General features: G+C 39.3%; 15 protein-coding genes. 12 read left to right on the top strand and 3 right to left on the bottom strand.

Annotated features, from left to right (window positions below; genetic code table 11):
• The first annotated feature begins 11 nt into the window (after positions 1-11).
• The 7 genes from ftsH (at position 12) to folC (ending at position 8,111) form a co-directional block, all read left to right on the top strand.
• The gene (ftsH, locus tag E4T92_RS03045; protein ID WP_135093521.1) at positions 12-1,913 is read left to right on the top strand and encodes an ATP-dependent zinc metalloprotease FtsH; all 1,902 of its coding nucleotides are present in this window, start codon (positions 12-14) and stop codon (positions 1,911-1,913) included.
• Positions 1,914-2,027: 114 nt separating this feature from the next.
• Complete coding sequence (gene folP, locus E4T92_RS03040; protein ID WP_135093389.1) at positions 2,028-2,855, top strand: dihydropteroate synthase; 828 nt, start codon at positions 2,028-2,030, stop codon at positions 2,853-2,855.
• A 36-nt stretch (positions 2,856-2,891) separates the two neighbouring features.
• Entirely contained in the window at positions 2,892-4,226 is a 1,335-nt protein-coding gene (glmM, locus tag E4T92_RS03035) for a phosphoglucosamine mutase (RefSeq protein ID WP_135093388.1), read from the top strand.
• Positions 4,227-4,287: 61 nt separating this feature from the next.
• Positions 4,288-4,773, top strand: coding sequence for a phosphohistidine phosphatase SixA (gene sixA / locus E4T92_RS03030; RefSeq protein WP_135093387.1), 486 nt, complete (start codon positions 4,288-4,290; stop codon positions 4,771-4,773).
• Positions 4,774-5,038: 265 nt separating this feature from the next.
• Entirely contained in the window at positions 5,039-5,833 is a 795-nt protein-coding gene (gene truA, locus E4T92_RS03025) for a tRNA pseudouridine(38-40) synthase TruA (RefSeq protein ID WP_135093386.1), read from the top strand.
• A gap of 84 nt (positions 5,834-5,917) precedes the next feature.
• A complete protein-coding gene (accD, locus tag E4T92_RS03020) occupies positions 5,918-6,808 on the top strand; it encodes an acetyl-CoA carboxylase, carboxyltransferase subunit beta (protein ID WP_135093385.1) in 891 nt (296 codons plus the stop codon).
• Between the two features lies 1 nt (position 6,809).
• The gene (folC, locus tag E4T92_RS03015) at positions 6,810-8,111 is read left to right on the top strand and encodes a bifunctional tetrahydrofolate synthase/dihydrofolate synthase (protein WP_167753988.1); all 1,302 of its coding nucleotides are present in this window, start codon (positions 6,810-6,812) and stop codon (positions 8,109-8,111) included.
• A 57-nt stretch (positions 8,112-8,168) separates the two neighbouring features.
• Here folC and yccS read toward each other — a convergent pair whose 3' ends face one another.
• Both yccS and E4T92_RS03005 read right to left on the bottom strand, forming a co-directional pair.
• Positions 8,169-10,310: a YccS family putative transporter gene (gene yccS, locus E4T92_RS03010; protein ID WP_135093383.1), complete on the bottom strand. Its 2,142-nt coding sequence runs from the start codon at positions 10,308-10,310 to the stop codon at positions 8,169-8,171.
• A 61-nt stretch (positions 10,311-10,371) separates the two neighbouring features.
• A complete protein-coding gene (locus E4T92_RS03005) occupies positions 10,372-11,046 on the bottom strand; it encodes a DUF2057 domain-containing protein (RefSeq protein WP_135093382.1) in 675 nt (224 codons plus the stop codon).
• Positions 11,047-11,289: 243 nt separating this feature from the next.
• Here E4T92_RS03005 and E4T92_RS03000 point away from each other — a divergent pair, with 243 nt between their 5' ends.
• From E4T92_RS03000 to cspD, 5 genes are all read left to right on the top strand, one after another.
• On the top strand, positions 11,290-11,559 hold the full coding sequence (locus E4T92_RS03000) for an acylphosphatase (protein ID WP_135093381.1): 270 nt from the start codon (positions 11,290-11,292) through the stop codon (positions 11,557-11,559).
• 83 nt (positions 11,560-11,642) lie between these two features.
• A complete protein-coding gene (locus E4T92_RS02995; RefSeq protein ID WP_077540859.1) occupies positions 11,643-11,957 on the top strand; it encodes a YqcC family protein in 315 nt (104 codons plus the stop codon).
• On the top strand, positions 11,957-12,667 hold the full coding sequence (truC, locus tag E4T92_RS02990; RefSeq protein ID WP_135093380.1) for a tRNA pseudouridine(65) synthase TruC: 711 nt from the start codon (positions 11,957-11,959) through the stop codon (positions 12,665-12,667). Before E4T92_RS02995 ends, truC begins: the two co-directional genes overlap by 1 nt.
• A 2-nt stretch (positions 12,668-12,669) precedes the next feature.
• Positions 12,670-12,849 (top strand): YoaH family protein, encoded by a 180-nt coding sequence (locus tag E4T92_RS02985; RefSeq protein ID WP_135093520.1) that lies wholly within the window; start codon positions 12,670-12,672, stop codon positions 12,847-12,849.
• 115 nt (positions 12,850-12,964) lie between these two features.
• Positions 12,965-13,174 carry a cold shock domain-containing protein CspD gene (cspD, locus tag E4T92_RS02980; protein ID WP_077415855.1) on the top strand — a complete coding sequence of 70 codons (210 nt, stop codon included), beginning with the start codon at positions 12,965-12,967 and terminating at the stop codon, positions 13,172-13,174.
• Between the two features lie 87 nt (positions 13,175-13,261).
• Here the strand turns inward: cspD and matP are convergent, their stop codons facing one another.
• Entirely contained in the window at positions 13,262-13,708 is a 447-nt protein-coding gene (gene matP / locus E4T92_RS02975; protein WP_077540855.1) for a macrodomain Ter protein MatP, read from the bottom strand.
• Between the last annotated feature and the right edge of the window lie 64 nt (positions 13,709-13,772).

Raw genomic sequence — 13,772 nt, 5'->3', positions numbered from 1 at the left:
CTTTGAACGATATGGTCAAAAATTTGGTACTCTGGATCGTGGTAGCGGTTGTTATGATGACAGCTTATCAGAGTTTCAATTCTTATTCAGCGGAAAACGCGACAGACTATACCACTTTTGTTTACGATGTGAGCAATGGTCAGGTGAAAGAAGCTCGTTTTGATACCAATGAAATTACGGTAACAAAAAATGATGGCTCAAAATACATGACGGTTATGCCGCCATTGGAAGATAAAAAATTACTTGATGATTTATTGAGTAAAAAGGTAAAGGTAGAAGGTACACCATTTGAAAAGCGAAGTGTTATTTCGCAACTTTTAATTTCTTCTTTCCCGATGTTGTTCCTCATTGGTGTATGGATTTATTTTATGCGTCAAATGCAGGGCGGTGGCGGTAAAGCCATGAGTTTTGGTAAAAGTCGGGCAAAAATGCTCAGTCAAGATCAAATCAAAGTGACCTTTGCTGATGTCGCAGGCTGCGATGAAGCGAAAGAAGAAGTCGGCGAAATTGTTGATTTCTTGCGTGATCCGAGCAAATTCCAAAATCTAGGCGGTAAAATTCCAAAAGGAATTTTGATGGTAGGGCCTCCGGGTACCGGTAAGACCCTATTGGCAAAAGCCATTGCCGGTGAAGCTAAAGTACCATTTTTTACGATTTCCGGTTCTGATTTCGTTGAGATGTTTGTCGGTGTTGGCGCCTCTCGAGTTCGTGATATGTTTGAACAAGCGAAAAAAAATGCCCCTTGTTTAATCTTTATTGATGAAATTGATGCAGTGGGTCGCCAACGTGGAGCAGGGTTAGGGGGAGGCCATGATGAGCGCGAACAAACCTTAAACCAAATGCTTGTTGAAATGGATGGCTTTGGCGGTAATGATGGGGTCATTGTGATTGCAGCAACTAACCGTCCTGATGTATTAGATCCAGCGTTGACTCGTCCAGGTCGTTTTGACCGTCAAGTCGTGGTAGGATTGCCGGATGTAAAAGGTCGTGAGCAAATTTTACAGGTACATATGCGTAAAGTGCCATTGGCTGATGATGTCAATGCAATGACCTTAGCTCGTGGTACACCAGGTTATTCCGGTGCGGATTTAGCCAACCTGGTTAATGAGGCAGCATTATTTGCGGCGCGTAGCAACAAACGTACGGTTTCTATGCTTGAGTTTGAAAAAGCAAAAGACAAAATTAATATGGGGCCGGAACGTCGCACGATGATTATGACGGAGAAACAGAAAGAATCCACCGCTTATCATGAAGCGGGTCATGCCATTGTCGGTTATTTAGTACCTGAACATGATCCTGTTCACAAGGTAACGATTATTCCTCGCGGTCGTGCATTGGGTGTTACATTCTTCTTACCGGAAGGGGATCAGGTCAGCATTAGTCAAAAACAATTAGAAAGCAAACTTTCCACCCTCTATGCGGGGCGCTTGGCTGAAGATTTGATTTATGGTGAAGAAAATATCTCTACCGGTGCGTCTAATGATATTAAAGTGGCAACCAATATTGCCCGTAATATGGTAACGCAATGGGGTTTCTCTGAGAAACTGGGGCCAATTCTTTATTCTGAAGATGAAGGTGAAGTATTCTTAGGTCGTTCAATGGCAAAAGCGAAACATATGTCTGATGAAACAGCTCATGTGATTGATGAGGAAGTCCGTGCAATTGTGAATCGTAACTATGAACGCGCAAGACAGTTACTTATCGACAATATGGATATTTTGCATGCGATGAAAGATGCGCTTGTCAAGTATGAAACCATTGAAGAAGCACAAATTAAGCAATTGATGAATCGTGAACCGGTTACCCCTCCTTCAGGTTGGGAAGAACCTCAAATGTCACAAGCTGCTTATTCCAATACCTCTTCTGACAGCAAATCGGAAAGTGCGATCGAAAAACCACAAGATTCTGAGTAGTAAATAAAGCCTTCCTGTTGTGAAGGCTTTATTTTTTATCCAATGATTTTTTTCTTGGAGGTATTCCGCTATAATTTCCCACCTAAAATTTATGCTAAAAATTAACCGCACTTTATGAAGCTTTACGCCAATAACAAATCCCTCGATTTATCATTTCCTCAGATTATGGGAATTTTAAATTTTACACCGGACTCTTTCTCTGATAGTGGAAAGTTTTTTACCCTTGATAAGGCATTGTTTCAGGTGGAAAAAATGCTAAATGAAGGGGCGAGTATTATTGATATTGGCGGAGAATCCACCCGCCCCATGGCGGATGAGGTGTCGGAACAAGAAGAATTATTACGGGTAGTCCCCTTGGTAGAAGCGGTGCGGGAACGTTTTGATTGCTGGATTTCGGTGGATTCTTCTAAGGCGATAGTGATGCAAGAGGCGGCAAAAGTCGGAATGGATTTGATCAATGATATCAGAGCCTTACAGGAACCAAATGCCTTACAAGTTGCCTCAGAACTGGCTTTACCCGTTTGTATTATGCATATGCAGGGGCAACCAAAAACGATGCAAACTCATCCTCAATATCAAGATGTCGTGCAAGATGTCCTCACTTTCTTACGGGAACGTTCGGAACAATGTATTACAGCAGGAATAAAAAAAGAAAATTTAATTTGGGATATGGGGTTTGGCTTTGGTAAAACCGTTCAACACAATTATAAGTTATTGCAACAGTTAAATAGATTTTGTGAAGAGGGATACCCTGTGCTTGCGGGATTATCACGCAAATCAATGATTGGTGCAGTGTTGGATAAATCTGTTAATGAAAGAATGGTTGGGAGTGTTGCTGCGGCATTAATTGCTGCACAGGGTGGAGCAAAAATTCTACGTGTACATGACGTGGCTGCGACATCGGATGCACTCAAAGTTTGGCAGGCGACAGAAAACGCCTAATTTTTTAGAAAAAATTGAGAAATAAAGGAATTTATTATGGCAAATCGTAAATATTTCGGTACGGATGGGGTACGTGGTAAAGTCGGTACTTATCCTATTACGCCTGATTTTGCATTAAAATTAGGTTGGGCGGCAGGCAAAGTACTAGCCTCACAAGGATCAAAAACCGTCTTAATTGGTAAAGATACACGTATTTCCGGCTATATGTTGGAATCGGCGTTAGAGGCGGGCTTAGCAGCGGCGGGTTTGTCTGCGGCATTTACCGGGCCAATGCCGACACCGGCAATTGCCTATTTAACCCGAACTTTCCGCGCAGAAGCCGGTATCGTTATTTCAGCTTCTCATAATCCTTACTATGATAATGGGATTAAATTTTTCTCTGCACAAGGGACAAAATTACCGGATGAAATTGAAGAAGCCATTGAAGCAATGCTTGAACAGCCAATGGATTGTGTCGAATCGGCTGAATTGGGTAAAGCTCGCCGTATTAATGATGCAGCAGGGCGTTATATTGAATTTTGTAAAGGTACGTTCCCCGCTCATTTGGGATTAGAAGGTTACAAAATTGTGGTCGATTGTGCAAACGGGGCAACCTATCACATTGCACCGAATGTATTACGCGAACTTGGTGCGGAAGTAATTGAAATTGGTACTGAACCAAACGGTCTGAATATCAATGAAAAATGCGGCGCAACAGATGTTAAAGCATTACAAGAAAAAGTGTTGGAAGTGAAAGCTGATGTCGGTTTGGCTTATGATGGGGATGGAGATCGTATTATGATGGTGGATCATCTCGGAAATAAAGTAGATGGCGATCAAATCCTCTTTATTATTGCTCGTGAAGCATTGCGTGCAGGAAAATTAAAAGGCGGTGTAGTAGGAACATTAATGAGTAATATGAGCCTTGAGATCGCTTTAAAAATGCTTGGTGTTCCATTTATACGTGCAAATGTGGGTGACCGTTATGTCCTTGAGAAGATGATTGAAAACGATTGGACATTAGGGGGAGAAAATTCAGGCCATATTATTATTTCTGATAAAAACAGCACTGGGGATGGGATTGTGGCCTCATTAGCCGTATTAGCAGCAATGGTTCAACACAAACTTTCACTCAATGAATTGGCAAGTGCAGTAAAATTGTTCCCCCAAGTATTAATTAATGTACGTTTTGCCGGCGGGGATAATCCATTAGAGAGTGAGGCAGTGAAAGCCGTTGCGGCAGATGTTGAAAAGCGTTTAGAAGGTAAAGGCAGAATTCTACTGCGTAAATCAGGTACTGAGCCTTTAATTCGTGTGATGGTAGAATGCCAAGATGCGGAGCTTGCACAACAATGTGCAGAAGAAATTGCTGAGGCAGTAAAAGCAAATTAATTGATTTTGACCGCTCTTCAAAAAGAGCGGTCAGTTTTTATCTTAAATTTAGGAAAGCAGAATGAAAATTTTTGTTATGCGTCATGGTGAAGCTGAAGTGATCGCTAAAAGTGATAAGGATCGCCGTTTAACGGAATACGGTAAAAAGCAAGCTTTTGCACAGGGTGAATGGTTAAAAAATTATATAAAATCAACCGCACTTTCGTTTGATCATATATTAGTCAGTCCCTATCAGCGAGCTTTAGAGACATTTGAACAAGTGAATAATCAATTTGAGGGAACACTACAATCTAATTTGGAAATTTGGGAGGGCATTACCCCTTATGGCTCAGCAGAATTGGTTGCTGGATATTTGTCAGTGTTAAAAAATCAAGGGATCGAATCTGTTCTTATTATTTCACATTTACCCCTTGTGGGAGAGATTATTGCTGAGCTTTATGGTAAACGTAACCCAATTAGCTTTTATCCGGCAACTCTCGTACAAGTTGACTGGAAAGAAGGGAAAGGGGAGATAGTCAGTTATCATTATCCGCCGGAAATGCTCTAATCTATAGTGTAGTTAAATCTGAAATTCTATGATTGTATGCGGGTATACTCAAACACTAGGTGATTTATAGAAATGAATGAAAGGTACGATAGCCATTTGGAATAGATTGTATCACATCAGGGATGCTGATTATTTGGTATTTAGCTGGTCTGTAAAGAGATGATGTTGTAAAAAACATGGCTGAAAATATTGTTAATACGAAGGTAGGTTATAATTTATTATTTAAATAATATAATTTTTTGGCATTGATAGGAAAGGGGTAAAAATGAAAATTGCCTTAGGTGTTGAGTATAATGGGCAATATTATTTTGGTTGGCAACGGCAAGAAAAGCTGAGAACTGTTCAGGAAGAATTAGAAACAGCCTTGTCTTTTGTGGCAAACGAAAAAATTGAAGTATTTTGTGCGGGAAGAACCGATTCCGGTGTACATGGTACGGGGCAGATAGTGCATTTTGAAACAAATGCAATTCGTCCTGAAAAAGCATGGGCGTTTGGTACAAATGCCAATTTGCCTGATGATATTGCGGTGAAATGGGCAAAAATCGTTGATGATGAATTTCACGCGCGCTTTTCTGCCACGGCACGTCGCTATCGTTACATTCTGTATTGCCATAAATTACGATCTGCCATTTTACCGGCAGGGATTACCCATTGTCATTTGGAATTAGATGCAGAAAAAATGAATCAGGCCGGGCAATTTTTATTAGGTGAACATGATTTTTCTTCTTTTCGAGCATCGCAATGTCAATCAAATACACCTTGGCGGAATATTCATCATTTGAATGTCGTGAAAAAAGGTGAATATATTATCGTTGATATTCAAGCCAATGCTTTTGTACACCACATGGTAAGAAATATTGTGGGGAGCCTCATTGAAGTTGGGGCTTCTCATCAACCTATTGAATGGATGAAATGGTTATTAGAACAGCGTGATCGTAAACTTGCGGCACCAACGGCAAAACCAGATGGGCTTTACTTAGTGAATGTCATTTATCCTGAAAAATTTGCTATTCCTCAGCATAAATTAGGGCCACTTTTCCTTGAAGATAGGTTGATTTAGGAAGGGGCGCTTGTCTGACTAGCAAGGATAATCAAATTGTGGTTTAATACGCAGGATTTTCTAGTGGATGAATAGGTAAAAATAATGAGCTGGATTAACCGAATTTTTAACAAAAACCCTTCTTCTTCAACACGTAAAGCTAATGTGCCAGAAGGGGTTTGGACAAAGTGTACTTCGTGTGAACAAGTTCTTTATAGTGAAGAATTAAAACGTAATCTTTATGTGTGTCCAAAGTGTGATCATCATATGCGTATTGATGCGCGTGAGCGTCTTTTACGTTTGTTAGATGAAGGTTCAAGTCATGAAATTGCGGCGGATTTAGAGCCAAAAGATATTTTAAAATTCAAAGATCTAAAGAAATATAAAGATCGTATTACGGCAGCTCAAAAAGAAACCGGTGAAAAAGATGCACTTATCACCATGACCGGGACGCTTTACAATATGCCTATTGTAGTTGCAGCCTCAAATTTTGCTTTTATGGGGGGCTCGATGGGCTCAGTTGTTGGTGCCAAATTTGTTAAAGCCGCTGAAAAAGCGATAGAGTTAAATTGCCCGTTTGTTTGTTTTTCCGCAAGTGGTGGTGCACGTATGCAAGAGGCGCTGTTTTCACTTATGCAAATGGCAAAAACCAGCGCAGTGCTTGCACAAATGCGTGAAAAGGGTGTACCTTTTATTTCTGTTTTAACAGATCCGACCCTTGGTGGGGTTTCTGCAAGTTTTGCTATGTTAGGTGATTTAAATATTGCCGAACCAAAAGCATTAATTGGTTTTGCCGGTCCTCGAGTGATTGAGCAAACGGTTCGAGAAAAGTTACCTGAAGGTTTCCAACGCAGTGAATTTCTATTGGAAAAAGGTGCGATTGATATGATCGTAAAACGTGGTGATATGCGTCCTACCTTAGCAAGCCTGCTAAGTAAATTAACCCATAAACCTTCACCTTTTACTGAACCTGAATTAATTGAATATGAATCATAATATGAATTTAAAAGCCACTTCGCCACTCGCTGAGTGGCTTTCTTATTTAGAAAATAGCCATTTTAAAGCGATTGATCTTGGTCTGGAACGAATTAAATCTGTGGCGGAAAAGATGGACCTTTTGCACCCGGCTCCTTATGTAATCACTGTGGGAGGAACGAATGGTAAAGGGACAACTTGTCGTTTATTAGAAACGATTTTGCTTAACCACGGATTACGTGTGGGGGTATATTCTTCTCCACATCTATTACGCTATAACGAACGTGTACGTATTCAAAACCAAGATTTACCTGATGAGGCACATACCCGTTCTTTTGCATTTGTTGAAGAAAATCGAACCGAATCTTTAACTTATTTTGAATTTAGTACACTTTCAGCATTGCATCTATTTAAACAGGCTAAGTTGGATGTTGTTATTTTAGAAGTGGGGCTTGGTGGGCGATTGGATGCCACAAATATTGTGGATAGTAATTTGGCTGTGATCACCAGTATTGATATTGATCATACGGATTTTTTAGGGAATTCAAGGGACACGATTGCCTTTGAAAAAGCGGGTATTTTCCGTCAAAACTGCCCGGTTGTAATCGGTGAGCCAAATGTACCCAATACAATGTTGAAACAAGCCGGCCGTTTAGGCTGTCAGGTATCATGTCGTGATACTGATTGGTCATTTCAAGTTAATTCCAAAAATTGGCAATGGCAGAGCCAAAAAGTGCGGTTAGAAAATCTCCCTTTTTGCCAAATTCCTTTGATGAATGCGGCAACAGCCCTTGCTGTGGTGGAACAACTACCTTTCGATATTTCTGGAGAAACACTCCGTCAATCTTTACAAGAGGTTGAGTTAGCAGGACGTTTTCAAATACTGAGTGAAGATAAATGTGAAAAGCTGGCGATATTAGCGGAAAAGATGTTTGAAAATTTACCAACAGTAATTATTGATGTGGGACATAATCCGCACGCAGCAGCTTATTTGAGTGAAAAATTAACCGCATTTAAAGAACAAAAGCAAGGCAAGATTATCGCTGTATGTGGTATGTTGAAGGACAAAGATGCCCAAGGTGTCTTCACCCATCTTGTTCCGCTCATTGATGAATGGCATTGTGTTACATTAGAGGGAACTCGTGGACAATCCGGCGAAGAGTTATTGTCAAAACTCACGATGTTTTCTTCTTGGGTGAATGCCAGAGCGGCGAATTCCGTGATAGCAGGGGCGAAATCAGCGTTAGCACGAACAGCAAAACAGGATATTGTGCTCATATTTGGATCATTCCATACGGTTTCTGAATTTTTGTCGGCCCTTTGATGATTACTTATCTTAGGAGCCCATGCTTCTTAGCTATCGGTATCATTAAAAGTGCGGTTAATTTTTCTGATGTTTCTGAAAATAAGCATAAATTTGTGGTAGCAACTGCACAATTAAATTTAATTGTTGGAATGGAATAACAAATGCCTTGTTTTCAGAAACTTGGATTTCTGTTTGAGAAACCGCTTTCAGGCTTAATTCAATGTTTTCATGCAATTTTGTAAAGATCTCAGGTGAAAGCTTTTCAATATTTTCAAGGGTATAGATAATCTTTTTGGCAGCCGGATAGAAACCTGATAAAAAGCTTTTAGTTTGTTGTAATTGACGCATTTTGTCGCGGTATGAGCCAAGGGCAGAAATGTAACTCAATAATGAATAGTTGATTTTTAGTAAATCAAAGCCTTCTTGTAAATGGGCTTGATATTTCACCGGTTCGCTATTCATATTTGAAATAATTGTACTAAGTGAGGCGTTATACTCATGAGCGTTGCGGCGGGCGACGCGGTATTTTAAATCATCAGTTTTACCAAATTGAAGTTGTCCGACAATATGCAATAGATATTGCGCATCACTTTGAATAGCGAGTCGGCTAACTTTATCTAATTGTAAATATTTCCAGTCAGGCCATAAGTATGAGACGGCGAACCAAGCAATCGCTGAGCCGAGTAGCGTATCCAGTAATCGGGGCAGTAAGGCTGCTTCTGCGCTGAACCCCATGACATCAAAACTCAATAAAACTTGCAGAGTAATAAAGAAAGTTGAAAAACTGTAATTATTACTACGGAAAAAGAAAAAAAGTGTGCAAGTTAACACAATTAAACCCAGCTCTAGTTCAAGAGTGGGGTTCAAATAAGGAAATAGTGACCCGACAATTACCCCTAGAATTGTACCGATAATACGCTGGCGTAAACGTGTTTTTGTAGCGGAATAATTGGGTTGGCAAACAAAAATTGCGGTGAGTAAGATCCAATAACCGAGATTAAATTGAAAGAAATCTACGATTGTGCAACAAAGAAAAACCACAATGGACAAGCGTATAGCATGGCGAAAGAGTTGTGATTCAAAGCTGAAGTGTCCGGCAATGGTTGAAAACATATTTTTCAATCCCGTCACTTGTGCAGTATGGATTTGTGCAAGCACTTCATTCGTGTTTGATTCTTGTTTTAATTGATTTAGTTGTAAGTTGATATTTTGTAAATTATCCAATAAACCTTGAATATCAACGATAAGATTTTCATCATTAAGATGCCTATGTCGATAGAGCTCAAAGGATTGTAGCGTACCGGAAAGTGCTTTTTCTACACGTTGGTTATAACGATAAGGTTTGTTATGATGCAAGCTTTGTGCAACTTCTTGGCAGGCTTGGGCTTGTAATTCAATGAGTCGTTGAATACGGAAAATTAAATCGGTATTTTTAAGTTTTTCGGCGATTTGGTGATAGTCAAAATGGGTAGAGTTAGCACGTTCGTGAATCTCTTGAGCGGTAAAGTAGTAACGCACCATTTTTTGTGTACGAGCGTGGCGGTGCTGTCCCCGAATTCGATAAAAAAGTGCGGTTCGAGCTAAGTTAAAGGCATTGACGACATTGGCATTTTTCAATGCGAAATTGAGATGTTTTTTTTCTATTTCCTCTATTTCGTCGGGATCGAAAAATACTGATTTCGCGTCAAGATATTCCCCTAAAGCACTAAAAGCTTTGGCGACATTCTCTTGGACAGGACGGTTGGGGAAAAAGAGATGGACGATGAGCGTGACTAAGCTATAAAGCAAAGTTCCGAGTAAAATCATCGTTGGATTAATAAACCAGCTAGCAGAGGCATGAGGGTTATAGGTAAGCGTGGTATAGAGTGCCACGACAAGCGTGCCAAAAGCAATCGTGCTATAACGTTGGCCTACTGCACCTATCATCGTAAAAATAAAAGTGAGTACCGTCATCAATACAATATATTGAATCGGTTTGCCAATATTGAGTTGCACAATAAACGTAGAGATTGCAAAGGCGATTAAGGTATAAAAAATATTTTTTAAACGACCGGTTAAACGATTGTCCAGATCTACCAAGCCACCAGCAATAATCCCCAAGATTAAGGGCATAGATTGGCTGGAAATATTAAAGAACCAAACACCAAGAGCAGCGAGGTTGACCGCAATAAATATCGGAATTGCGGCAATCACTTTTGCATTTAACCAGTTATTCATTTTAATCCCTACTAAAAGAGAAAAGTGAGCTTATTGCTCACTTTTCGTGTAAGTGCGGTCATTATTTATGGGATTTTGCCCAGTTTAAGAAACGTGCTTGTGTTTCTTTATCCGCTTGTTGAAACCAATATTGTAATTGTTGTTCTGCCACATTTTCACCTTGAACAATAACACGGCCTTTAGCTGCTTTACCATTTGTTGCTGGGGCGACGGCAGCCGTAGACGCGACAGGCATCGCTGCAGAGGCAAATGCCGGAACGGAAGCTATTGCACCGGAGGCATTATAATCGGCTAAGTCATTGATAACATTAGCAGATGGAAATAAACCTTCTTGCTTTAAAATATCAATTTTCGCTGGAATTTCTTGTCCCGATGAGGATTTTACACTAATAGCCGGTGCTGATTTAAATTTTTCAGCATCCGCTTTAGAGCGAAGAGAAGGAGCTGAAATCACAATATCTTCTGTTGAACCTTGGAACGTGACAATAATTGGGCTGGACTCAAATAATGATTGACTAGAACCACTCCCTACAATCTCACCAACGCGAACCACAACTTGGTGAGTATTTGTATCGTTCACATTAAATGAACGGGTTTCTTTTAATAATGATTTGCTTGCTTTTTGACCATCAATAGCTAAGAAATCCATATTTGATGAAGTAGATACCATACCGGCAAAACTTACTGTGCTAGCAAATAATATTGAGGCACCTAATACAGCAACGCGTAATTTCATAATTACTCCTTTAACGGGTGAATTAAATAAAAAACGTCGCCTATGCTATGCTAATTTCCTAAAAATGAAAATAGAAAAGTGCGGTTAAAAATGAAAAAGTTTTGTCCATGCTAAGGATTTTGTGTTGGTTGTTTTTCGTTTTAAAATTGGGGACGTAGGTAAATGTGGGGAGAGTAAAATTCATTACCTTGAGGAATTTTACGGATTAAGTCAATGCTATTGTCAGGCAGAAGGAGAGAAAATATGACAAAACAATTTTTTATTTATGGTCGTGTTCAAGGGGTAGGATTTCGTTATTTTTCTTGGAAAGAAGCTGAAAAATTGGGCATAAAAGGTTCGGTACGAAATCGGGCTGATGGTTCAGTAGAAGTGGTCGCACAAGGTAATGAAAGCCAATTAAGGGGATTTGAACAATGGTTAAGAGAAGGGCCGAAAACTGCCAAGGTAGAAAAAATAATTGTGAATAATCATCGTGACATCATTGCAGATCATTTTTCAATTATTCACCGTTAAACTGGACACCTTTGCGAAGTCAGCAGATTTTGCTTAGAATGTGCCACTTATTTATTATGTATGAGTTTATTATAGGGACGATAATGCGTAACCAAACAAAATTTTATCTTGAACAGATACGGCAAACAATGCAACGCTTAAATCTATGGCAAGCAATGCCGCCAGCACAAGAGGCTTTTCTCAGTCAAGAGCCTTTTTTTCTTGATACGATGGCGCCGGAAGAATGGTTGCAGTGGGTATTTATTCCGCGTATGCAGGCATTGTTGGAGAGTCATTCACCTTTACCAAATAAAATTGCGATTTCTCCCTATATTGAGGAAGCATTGAAAGAATTTGATGGGCTCAATTTATTACTTGCTCCCTTGGTCGCGTTAGAAGAGTTATTGCAGAATCAATGATGCTAGACATTTTATATCAGGATGAGTGGTTGGTGGCGGTGAATAAGCCGGCCGGCATGTTAGTACATCGCAGTTGGTTAGATATTCACGAGACACAATTTGTGATGCAAATGTTACGAGATCAAATCGGGCAGCATGTTTTTCCTATCCATCGTTTGGATCGCCCTACATCCGGCGTACTATTGTTTGCATTAAACAGTGAAATAGCGAATTTAATGTGCCAACAATTTGAGCAAAAAAACGTACAAAAATTTTATTTAGCCGTAGTGAGAGGCTATGTGTTTGGAGAGGCAAGAATTGATTATCCCCTAAAAATTCAACGTGATAAAATTGCCGATAAATTTACACAAGAGAATAAAGCACCACAGGATGCAGTGACAGATTGTATTGGTTTAAAAACCGTAGAAATGCCTTATTCAGCAGGGCGTTATGCGACTTCGCGCTATTCTTTGGTACGCTTAATTCCTCATACAGGAAGAAAACATCAGCTACGCCGTCATTGTAAACATATTTTTCATCCTATTTTGGGGGATACACAATATGGCGATTTACATCAAAATAGGGCGCTAGTAGAAAATGTTGGTTGTAAACGTTTATTGTTACATGCGGAACAATTGTGTTTTCTTCATCCTATCTTACAACAGAATATAACAATTTACGCGCCATTGGATGATCCGTGGCAAAATTTAATGAAAAACTTTGGTTGGTAATCATGTTTGATATTCAATTGACACACGAAGAACAACAAAGAGCGGTTGAAAAGATCCAAGAATTGATGAGTCAAGGTGTTAATAGTGGTGAGGCAATTCAAATTGTGGCAAAAGAATTGCGTGAATTACACAAAAAATCAACAGAAAATAAAAATTTTTGTGATCTACATAGCATTTTTTAATATTGTTTGTTGCATAAAAAATCAAAATATTTGAACATAACGCCAGTTGAGGTGATAAGGCATTAGTCTTATTTGATTTATGATTGTATAGGCGAAGCCTAAGAGGTCTATTATTATGGAAATTGGTGTTGTTAAATGGTTTAATAATGCAAAAGGATTTGGTTTTATTTCCGCAGAAGGTGTGGAAGCTGATATCTTTGCACATTACTCTGTGATTGAAATGGACGGCTATCGTTCATTAAAAGCCGGGCAAAAAGTGCAATTTGAAGTTATCCACGGTGATAAAGGATCTCACGCCACAAAAATCATTCCTGTCGTGGAATAAAGAAGAGTGTGAATTAAAGTCACACTCTTAAATTTTCTCTATTTAGTCTTAACTTAAAAGACAAGCCTTACCACCTTGTCTTTTTTATTATTTTAATAAATTTTTAAGACTGTTTTTCATTGCCGACATTTGGCTTTCATACAGCGCTTTACTCTCACGTTCATCAATCATATAACTAATCGTTTCTGAGAGTGTCATATCCATTTTTCGCGAATACTTTGAAAGGCGTAGCCAAACGGCATATTCCAAGTCAATTGACTTCTTCTTGGTTGATTGCTTTTCTGCATTGAAGAAACGTTTTCGCCTTGCACGAATAGCTTGATCCAACTTGATTGGCAATGATAAAGAGAGATGTTGTTTGATCCAAGCCTCAATTTTTTCCGGATAATTTTGACTTTCAAGTAATATTGTGACAACGGATTCTTGCAAGCTCTTTTCTTCGTAACGGGTAATATTTTCCCCTTCTCGATATTTACGGATCAGATAGAGCCATTTCCAGTTAGCTTCTTGATTTTCCAGTTTTTGATATTTCATCGTTATAGTCGCTTAGTGACGTGGTAACTCGAATAATATACGTGTTTTATCACAAATTTTCCAG

This window comes from Pasteurella sp. WM03 (assembly GCF_004570945.1).
GTDB lineage: Bacteria > Pseudomonadota > Gammaproteobacteria > Enterobacterales > Pasteurellaceae > Rodentibacter.
Note: the sequence above shows the minus strand (reverse complement) of the source record. Positions and strands in the feature narration are given on the sequence as shown.

What these genes read in the sequence shown, in the direction of transcription:
- E4T92_RS03005 (WP_135093382.1), bottom strand. Translation starts at nt 11,046, where the DNA reads ATGAAATTACGCGTTGCTGTATTAGGTGCCTCAATATTATTTGCTAGC.
- yccS (WP_135093383.1), bottom strand. Translation starts at nt 10,310, where the DNA reads ATGAATAACTGGTTAAATGCAAAAGTGATTGCCGCAATTCCGATATTT.
- accD (WP_135093385.1), top strand. Translation starts at nt 5,918, where the DNA reads ATGAGCTGGATTAACCGAATTTTTAACAAAAACCCTTCTTCTTCAACA.
- cspD (WP_077415855.1), top strand. Translation starts at nt 12,965, where the DNA reads ATGGAAATTGGTGTTGTTAAATGGTTTAATAATGCAAAAGGATTTGGT.
- E4T92_RS03000 (WP_135093381.1), top strand. Translation starts at nt 11,290, where the DNA reads ATGACAAAACAATTTTTTATTTATGGTCGTGTTCAAGGGGTAGGATTT.
- folC (WP_167753988.1), top strand. Translation starts at nt 6,810, where the DNA reads ATGAATTTAAAAGCCACTTCGCCACTCGCTGAGTGGCTTTCTTATTTA.
- matP (WP_077540855.1), bottom strand. Translation starts at nt 13,708, where the DNA reads ATGAAATATCAAAAACTGGAAAATCAAGAAGCTAACTGGAAATGGCTC.
- truA (WP_135093386.1), top strand. Translation starts at nt 5,039, where the DNA reads ATGAAAATTGCCTTAGGTGTTGAGTATAATGGGCAATATTATTTTGGT.
- folP (WP_135093389.1), top strand. Translation starts at nt 2,028, where the DNA reads ATGAAGCTTTACGCCAATAACAAATCCCTCGATTTATCATTTCCTCAG.
- glmM (WP_135093388.1), top strand. Translation starts at nt 2,892, where the DNA reads ATGGCAAATCGTAAATATTTCGGTACGGATGGGGTACGTGGTAAAGTC.
- truC (WP_135093380.1), top strand. Translation starts at nt 11,957, where the DNA reads ATGCTAGACATTTTATATCAGGATGAGTGGTTGGTGGCGGTGAATAAG.
- ftsH (WP_135093521.1), top strand. Translation starts at nt 12, where the DNA reads ATGGTCAAAAATTTGGTACTCTGGATCGTGGTAGCGGTTGTTATGATG.
- E4T92_RS02995 (WP_077540859.1), top strand. Translation starts at nt 11,643, where the DNA reads ATGCGTAACCAAACAAAATTTTATCTTGAACAGATACGGCAAACAATG.
- E4T92_RS02985 (WP_135093520.1), top strand. Translation starts at nt 12,670, where the DNA reads ATGTTTGATATTCAATTGACACACGAAGAACAACAAAGAGCGGTTGAA.
- sixA (WP_135093387.1), top strand. Translation starts at nt 4,288, where the DNA reads ATGAAAATTTTTGTTATGCGTCATGGTGAAGCTGAAGTGATCGCTAAA.